Raw genomic sequence first — 6,577 nt, forward strand, 5'->3', positions numbered from 1 at the left:
GCCCGTGGCGGACAGGACGGCCAGCACGTCGGGGTCGGCGCCGACCCAGCCGGTGGAACCGTCGAACTCCAACACGAGAGTCAGTCCTTTGCCGATCTGTCGGGCGACGAGCAACACCCCGGAGGTGGCCCAGGTCAGCGCGGCGGCTTTCGCCAGAGTCGGCGCCGGCCGACAGTCCGCCGGGTCGACTTCCATGCCGGACAGGGTCTCCACGACGTTGCCTCGGCCGAGCGTCACGCACCAGCCCTCACCGAACATGCCGGTCAGGTCAATCGGTTCCACCATCACTTACTCCCCCGTCATTCATCCCCCCTGGCTACGGTGGCAGCGCCCGGGGCCGTCGCCTACGCCGCGTTCTCCTGGTGGGCGGCGATTGCTCGCTGCGCCCACCGCGAGACCAGTCTCCCGTCCGGGAGTCCGGAGAAGTCGAGTGGCGTCCATCTGGCTTCGGCGACCTCGCGGTTCGGGTGGAGTTCAGCCGAGGATGCCGTGCCTCGGAAAATGGTCAGGTTGTCGCGCTTGCCTTCGAGCTGTGTCGTGAGTTCGGCCAAGACCTCGACCGCACCCGAAAACTCGATGCCCAGCTCTTCCCGGCATTCCCGGCCGACGGCGTCCTCGGCTGATTCTTTCCGGGGCCGGTAGCCGCCACCAGGCAGCCCCCAGCGCTCCTGGTCAGCATAGGAATGCCTGATCATCAGACATAGTCCAGGAGTGGAGGGATGAAGGATCAGTGCTTTGACACCGAAGGTCCGGGGCTTGAAGAATTTCCAGTACGTTTGCAAAGCCTTGTTGATGACAAAGACGACAAAACATGAAATGCCTTTCACTGGATTCCCCGATCGGTCGCCGTTTTCTCGGCGCATCGTTCGCATCGGGTCGGGCACGGGCTCTGCGGGGCCGCGTGGATGAGGCCGCTGGTATGCAGGATCGCGGTCACGGTGTCCTCGAACGTCGTGGTCTCCGCGATCACCACTTCACCGGGGACGCCGAGGAGGTCCTGTGGGGTGTACCAGCCGCGCATCGTCTGCGGGTCGACCGGAATCGGTTCTTCGCGGCGTAGGTGCCGGCGCACCGTCTCCTCGAACGTCACGTCCAGGTAGAAGCACGTGCTCGGGCCGGGATGCCCGGCGATCAGCTTCCGCAGCGGGGCGCCGTACTGGCCGGTGTGCAGGATGCCTTCCACGATGACGTGGTAGCCGCCGTCGAGGGCCGTTTGCGCCATCGTGGCGATGAACTCCGGGGCCACCCGGTCCGCACCGCCGCCGCCGTGTTCCCGCAGGATCACCCGTCTCAGATGGTCCTGCTCGATGAGCGCGCAGCCTCGTCTGCCGTACCGGCGGCGTACTTCCCGGGCGGTGGTGGTTTTCCCGCTCCCGCTGTTGCCGCGTATCACGGCGAGTACCGGCTTCTTGGCGATCATCGGCGGTCCTCTAGGGCCGGCCAGGTGACAGCGATCGTGGTGTTCCGGCGTGGCACGACGAGTTGTAGGCGGCCGTCCGGTTCGGGTGGGGTGCCGGTGGGGTGGACGGTGATGGCCGGGCCGGGGCCGGGGCGGTGGTCGCGGTTCCAGGCGACGATGAGGTCGACCAGGTCGGTGGTGAGCGCTCCGGCGGCGGGTCCGAAGCCGTGGGCGCCGAATTGCCAGATGCCGTCCGCGATCTTGCGCATGGCGAGGTAGGCGAGGCTGTCGGCGGTGAGCAGGGTCGGGCAGGTGAACTTGTCCTGCGGGTCCAGGAGCCCGGCGGTGGCCTCACGGTCGACGGCGAGCGCCCCGAACGGCCGTGGCTGGCTGGACAGCCACAGGTGCAGGGACTCGAACGAGCCGGGTTCGGTCATCGTGACGGTGACCGGCGCCCACACGTCCACGCGCGGGGTGCTCAGCGCGGTGGTGAGGGCGGCGGTGTCGATCTCGGCCGGATCGTCCAGCAGCAGGACGACGTCAGCACCGCGCAGCGGAATCCGGCGGGCGAGCTGGCGGCGGTCGCCTTGCATCGACACGAAACCGCACTGCAGGGCGGCGGTGGCGGCGAGGTGATCGCCGGAGGGTTGCAGGGTGAGGCAGCGGGTCAGGGTGCGCATCCGTAACGGCACGACGATCCGGGCGCCGGGCGCGAGCTGTTGCACCAGTTGGGGCGAGAGGTCGCCGGCCTCGACGGTGACGATGATCGCGTCGTACGGGCCACCAGGCTCGTATCCGAGGTTCCCGTCGCCGTGCACGACCTGCACGTGCGGGTAGCCGGCCCGGTCCAGGTAGGTGCGGGCGCTGGTGGTGATGTCGGCATCGATGTCGACGGTCACCACCCGCCCGTGCGGGCCGACGAGCTCGGCGATCAGCGCGGCGTTGTAGCCGCCGGACCCGATCTCCAGGACCCGGCCACCGGGCCGCGGCATGGCCTGCTCCAGCATGTACGCCTGAAGCCACGGCGCGGACACACTACTTACCGCCTTGCCGTCGGGTCCGCGTTTGGTCGCGACGACCGAGTCCGCATAGGCCTCCGCGACGGTCACGGTGCCCGGAACGAACAGGTGACGCGGCACCGCCAGGATCGCCTCCTGCACCGCAGCCGTTCGGATCCAGCCCTTCGCCCGCAGGCGCGCTGCCAGTGCGGTTCGCAGCTGGTCGGGTGACCTCTCCTCGACAGCGGAATCCACTGGCAGGGTTCCTCTCCGTTGGTGCTCGGTCTTGCTCCGGCGGGTGGGGTGATCAGCGTCGTGATCTTGCGCTGCTGGATGGTCCGTCTCACTCGTGCCGTCCGGTAGCGGGTCGCAGGACTTGCAGATCCCAGCCGGGCAGGCCTGGTCCGTCGTACGGCATCAGTCGGGTGTTGAACGTGTCGGGTGTGGGGCGGCCGGCCTGTTCCCACCGCGTCAGCCAGGTCCGCAGGATCGTCAGGGACGTGGAGCCGGGGCTGTCGGCGATGACGGTCGCGTCGGTCAGGATCACGGCGGCCGACGTGGCGCTGCTGTGGCCGATCCCGCGGATCCGATTGCGGAGCGAGACCAGGCTCAGCCCCGGGTCGGCCAGCGCGGCGGTGAAGGTGACCCAGGACCGCCAGCCCGTCTCCATCTCACGGTAGGTCTCGGTGTGCTCGGGACGCAGGAGCTGGTCGAGGGACGTACAGGCGCCGCTCCGGTCGGGGTCGTCGGTGCGCCGGCCGGTGGCGATCCAGGACGGGTCCGGCCGGTGGTCGCAGAAGTCGACCCAGCGGCCGGAAACGGTTTCGGGGTCGTCCACCGCGGTGGGTGTGCTCTGGGCGTATCCGCCGCCGATGACCGCCTCCACCCGGGGATGGCCGGCGTCGACGGTGACGGTGGTGATCAAGGTGGTGGACGGCAGCCGGGCGATCGGCAGGCACGCGACGATCCGCCCACCGTCCACGACCTGATCCACCCACGCCCGGGGCAGCCGGGGCGGTGCGCACCACCCGACAACCCTGTCGAAAGGTGCCGCCGCGGGATAGCCACCGAGACCGTCGGCGACGTGCAGGTCGATGCCGGTGATCCCGCGTTCGGTGTGGATCGCTTGCGCCCGGTCGATGAGTTCGGAGCTGATGTCGACGCTGGTGACCCGCCCGTGCGGCCCGCACAGCTGGGTGAGCAGGGCGCCGCTGTAGCCGGAGCCCGTTCCGATCTCCAGTACGCGGTTCCCGGGCTGTACTCGCAGGGAGGTCAACTCTCGCTGGATCCATTCCGGAGCGGACCGGTGGATGGTGTCGCCCCAGCGCTCGTGATGGCGGTAAGAGCCGGCAGGCACGGCGCCGAAAGCCTCATTGAGATCGGCCACGGGTCCTCCAAGGTCGCGCGGGGGCGAGGATTCGGGCAATGTCGTACGGGTACCACAGTGCCGCCTCGTCAACGCTCGCATCCGCTGTCGGGTTGCGGCACGCAACCGGACAGCGGATCGCTTCAGGCCGGGGAGCTGAGCGGAATGCCGAGCAGGGCTTCCATCCGCGCAATCGTGTCCGCGGGATCCTTCGCCGGGATGGTGGGCCGGACAGCGTCACGACAGTCCCACTCGTAGGTGATCGCCCAGTCGGTAATGTGCGGCCCGTCCTCGGTCGCACATCACCGACGAGAGGATCCGTCCGTGTGCCTCACGGCCGGAAGCGTCTGGATCGATCCTCGGAGCAACAGGGAGCGACGGCAGTTCGCGTCGATCGCCTCCGGCGAGTTCGCTCGGGCTCAGCTCTCGCCACCCACGAGGGCGTCGAGCCGTCGCGAACTCAAACTGGTCGCAGCTTCGGCGCCGACTAATGGCCTGCTCGTCACGCTCGCTCTATCAGCTCGCCGAACCCTGAGATGAGAAACGACCCGACTTGAGGTCGTTCACGAATGCCTTCCACATGGATGCGGAAAAAGCGAGAGTTCCGACCACCGGATTCTTGGAGTCCCGCACCAGGATTCTGTGTACACCGCAACCGCCTTCCACAGACACTTCGACACAGGCTCCATTGGCCATTGAATACGAATTTTCTGCCAGGCCTTTTTCATCATCAATCCAATCACCAACGACAAGGATTGCCGGGGCATTGACATTTCCAAAACACCGACCTCGCGGGGCGGTCTCGAGTTGTTCAGCCCATCAGGCGATGACCACCGGGCGTCATGTCAGGCGTCAAACGATGTGTGCCGCGCCCGCATAGATGATCCTGACGCCGGGCTTTCGGCGCCCTGAGGACGCCGGAAGCCAGGAAGCCGGTTGCGGACGGCCCCGGGCCGCACATCCCGCAACAGAAGATAAGTGATGACGCATACGACGGGGCGAACCTGGGAACACCAACCATTGGCGTACGCCAGACCTGATCAGTCGCGGACATCAGCACAACCACCGAACGGTGGAGAACAACTGTCCGAAGAGGTGGTTATTCACCCTGCCCTTTCCGGGGAAGCAGTTGTCGGCAAAGCACAGCGACTGAAGTACGCCACCGCAAGGAGAGCAACCGCATGACCGTCATCACCGACACCGCTTCCCCGTCCACCGCTGCGACCAGCACCGACCGGGCCAGTGAGCTGATCAACGCGATGGCGGCGCTCCCGGCGAACCACCCGTCCCGGCCCGGCATGCGTGACCAGGTGATCGAGGCGTGGCTTCCGCTGGCCCGGCACCTGTCCAACCGGTACGCCAACCGGGGCGAACCCCGCGACGACCTCTACCAGGTCGCGGTCATGGGCCTGATCAAGGCCGTCGACCGGTTCGAGGCCGATCGGGGTGTCGACTTCGCCGGCTTCGCGATCCCCACCATCGTGGGTGAACTCAAGCGGCACTTCCGCGACAAGACCTGGTCGGTACGGGTACCGCGCCGGCTGCAGGAACTGCGCCTGGCCATCACCGGCGCCAACAACACTCTCAGCCACACCCTGGGCCGCTCCCCCACGGTCACCGACATCGCCGCGTACCTGAACATCAGCGAGGACGAGGTCATCGAAGGCCTCGAAGGCGCCCGGGCATACAACTCGACGAGCCTGTCCACCCCGGTCACCGAAGGCGGCACCGAACTCGGTGAGACCCTCGGCGGCGAGGACCAGGCGTACGAGAACGCCGAACTCCGTATCGCGCTCGGCCCCGCGATGGCCACACTCGACGAGCGGGAGCAGAAGATCGTCAGCCTGCGTTTCTACGGCAACCTCAGCCAGCAGCAGATCGCCGAGCAGATCGGCGTCTCCCAGATGCACGTGTCCCGCCTGCTCGCCCGGGCCCTCACGAAGCTGCGGGCCCAGCTCGGCGACGCCCTGGTGTGACACCGCAGGCCCCTCGCCGCGGGCCGGCGTCCGCTCCCGGCGCAGCCAGGGCCGGATCAGCGATTCGCCGGATCATGCCACGGTGAGGTGGCGGGAATCGACGCCGGCGGCCAGTTCGGCCCAGACAGTCTTGCCGGTGGGACAGAAACGGACGCCCCACCGGCGGGAGATCCTCCCGAGCAGCAGCAGCCCTCGGCCCCCGGCGTGGTCGGTGGCCGGGTCGTGGAGATTCGGGGCGACGGTGCTGGCATCTCCCACTTCAACGAGCACGGCGCCGAGCTCGAGGCTGACGACGAGTTCGCCGGGCCCGGTGGTGTGCTCGCTGACGTTCTGGACCAGCTCACTGATCACGATGAGGACGTCATCGACCCATTCCACGTCCGGGCCGACGCTCATTCGCCGGTGCAGCGCGTCGCGGGCCGAGTGCCGCATCGGCATGGCCCGCTCACCGTTCCTGAACCGATGCCGCAGGAGTTCCACCGCGAAGACATCCTCCCGCATGCCCGGCCATTGCCCGCGATCACAAGAGGTAAACGCCCGCATCCGGCGGGCCGCCGACGATGAAGCCCGTGAACGGCTCGAAACCATCCTGAGCCGCAGTCGCGATGACGATTCTGGCGAGTGGTAAGCGGCCGCCGTCGACGGCGGGGAGCCCAATGCCATCCTCGCTGAAGTCCTGGCGTCGACCGGTCGACCCCAGGACTTCAGCCAACGGCACCCGACTCACCTATGCCGGACGGCATTGGCTTGTAATCCACCAGCACGGTTCACCCGGAGCCCTTTTCAAGACATCGTCAAGCGCGTGTTCGGTAGATCTCAAGATTCGTGACGGTGCGTA

At 67.6% G+C, this 6,577-nt stretch carries 9 protein-coding genes; 1 reads left to right on the top strand and 8 read right to left on the bottom strand.

Annotated features, from left to right (window positions below; translation table 11 throughout):
- The 6 genes from Aco03nite_RS52120 to Aco03nite_RS52145 all read right to left on the bottom strand — a co-directional run.
- Nucleotides 1-285, bottom strand: a 285-nt coding sequence (locus Aco03nite_RS52120) for a hypothetical protein (protein WP_203810670.1), incomplete at its 3' end; no start/stop codon positions are given.
- A 59-nt stretch (nucleotides 286-344) separates the two neighbouring features.
- A complete protein-coding gene (locus tag Aco03nite_RS52125; protein ID WP_203810672.1) occupies nucleotides 345-827 on the bottom strand; it encodes an NUDIX domain-containing protein in 483 nt (160 codons plus the stop codon).
- Entirely contained in the window at nucleotides 824-1,420 is a 597-nt protein-coding gene (locus tag Aco03nite_RS52130; protein ID WP_203810675.1) for a zeta toxin family protein, read from the bottom strand. Before Aco03nite_RS52130 ends, Aco03nite_RS52125 begins: the two co-directional genes overlap by 4 nt.
- Nucleotides 1,417-2,652 carry a methyltransferase, FxLD system gene (gene fxlM / locus Aco03nite_RS52135; protein ID WP_203810677.1) on the bottom strand — a complete coding sequence of 412 codons (1,236 nt, stop codon included), beginning with the start codon at nucleotides 2,650-2,652 and terminating at the stop codon, nucleotides 1,417-1,419. Before fxlM ends, Aco03nite_RS52130 begins: the two co-directional genes overlap by 4 nt.
- An 88-nt stretch (nucleotides 2,653-2,740) precedes the next feature.
- Nucleotides 2,741-3,784, bottom strand: coding sequence for a protein-L-isoaspartate O-methyltransferase family protein (locus tag Aco03nite_RS52140; protein WP_203810679.1), 1,044 nt, complete (start codon nucleotides 3,782-3,784; stop codon nucleotides 2,741-2,743).
- 495 nt (nucleotides 3,785-4,279) lie between these two features.
- Nucleotides 4,280-4,459 carry a DUF397 domain-containing protein gene (locus Aco03nite_RS52145; protein WP_203810681.1) on the bottom strand — a complete coding sequence of 60 codons (180 nt, stop codon included), beginning with the start codon at nucleotides 4,457-4,459 and terminating at the stop codon, nucleotides 4,280-4,282.
- 485 nt (nucleotides 4,460-4,944) lie between these two features.
- On the opposite strand from Aco03nite_RS52145, the gene Aco03nite_RS52150 reads away from it, so the two are divergent.
- Nucleotides 4,945-5,739: an RNA polymerase sigma factor SigF gene (locus Aco03nite_RS52150; RefSeq protein ID WP_203810683.1), complete on the top strand. Its 795-nt coding sequence runs from the start codon at nucleotides 4,945-4,947 to the stop codon at nucleotides 5,737-5,739.
- 72 nt (nucleotides 5,740-5,811) lie between these two features.
- On the opposite strand, the gene Aco03nite_RS52155 is transcribed toward Aco03nite_RS52150, so the two are convergent.
- Both Aco03nite_RS52155 and Aco03nite_RS52160 read right to left on the bottom strand, forming a co-directional pair.
- On the bottom strand, nucleotides 5,812-6,240 hold the full coding sequence (locus Aco03nite_RS52155) for an ATP-binding protein (RefSeq protein ID WP_203810685.1): 429 nt from the start codon (nucleotides 6,238-6,240) through the stop codon (nucleotides 5,812-5,814).
- Between the two features lie 19 nt (nucleotides 6,241-6,259).
- Nucleotides 6,260-6,457, bottom strand: coding sequence for a hypothetical protein (locus Aco03nite_RS52160; protein WP_203810687.1), 198 nt, complete (start codon nucleotides 6,455-6,457; stop codon nucleotides 6,260-6,262).
- Nucleotides 6,458-6,577 lie beyond the last annotated feature (120 nt).

Source organism: Actinoplanes couchii (assembly GCF_016862075.1).
Classification (GTDB): Bacteria; Actinomycetota; Actinomycetes; order Mycobacteriales; family Micromonosporaceae; genus Actinoplanes; species Actinoplanes couchii.

What these genes read in the sequence shown, in the direction of transcription:
- Aco03nite_RS52130 (WP_203810675.1), bottom strand. Translation starts at nt 1,420, where the DNA reads ATGATCGCCAAGAAGCCGGTACTCGCCGTGATACGCGGCAACAGCGGG.
- Aco03nite_RS52145 (WP_203810681.1), bottom strand. Translation starts at nt 4,459, where the DNA reads ATGGCCAATGGAGCCTGTGTCGAAGTGTCTGTGGAAGGCGGTTGCGGT.
- Aco03nite_RS52150 (WP_203810683.1), top strand. Translation starts at nt 4,945, where the DNA reads ATGACCGTCATCACCGACACCGCTTCCCCGTCCACCGCTGCGACCAGC.
- Aco03nite_RS52155 (WP_203810685.1), bottom strand. Translation starts at nt 6,240, where the DNA reads ATGCGGGAGGATGTCTTCGCGGTGGAACTCCTGCGGCATCGGTTCAGG.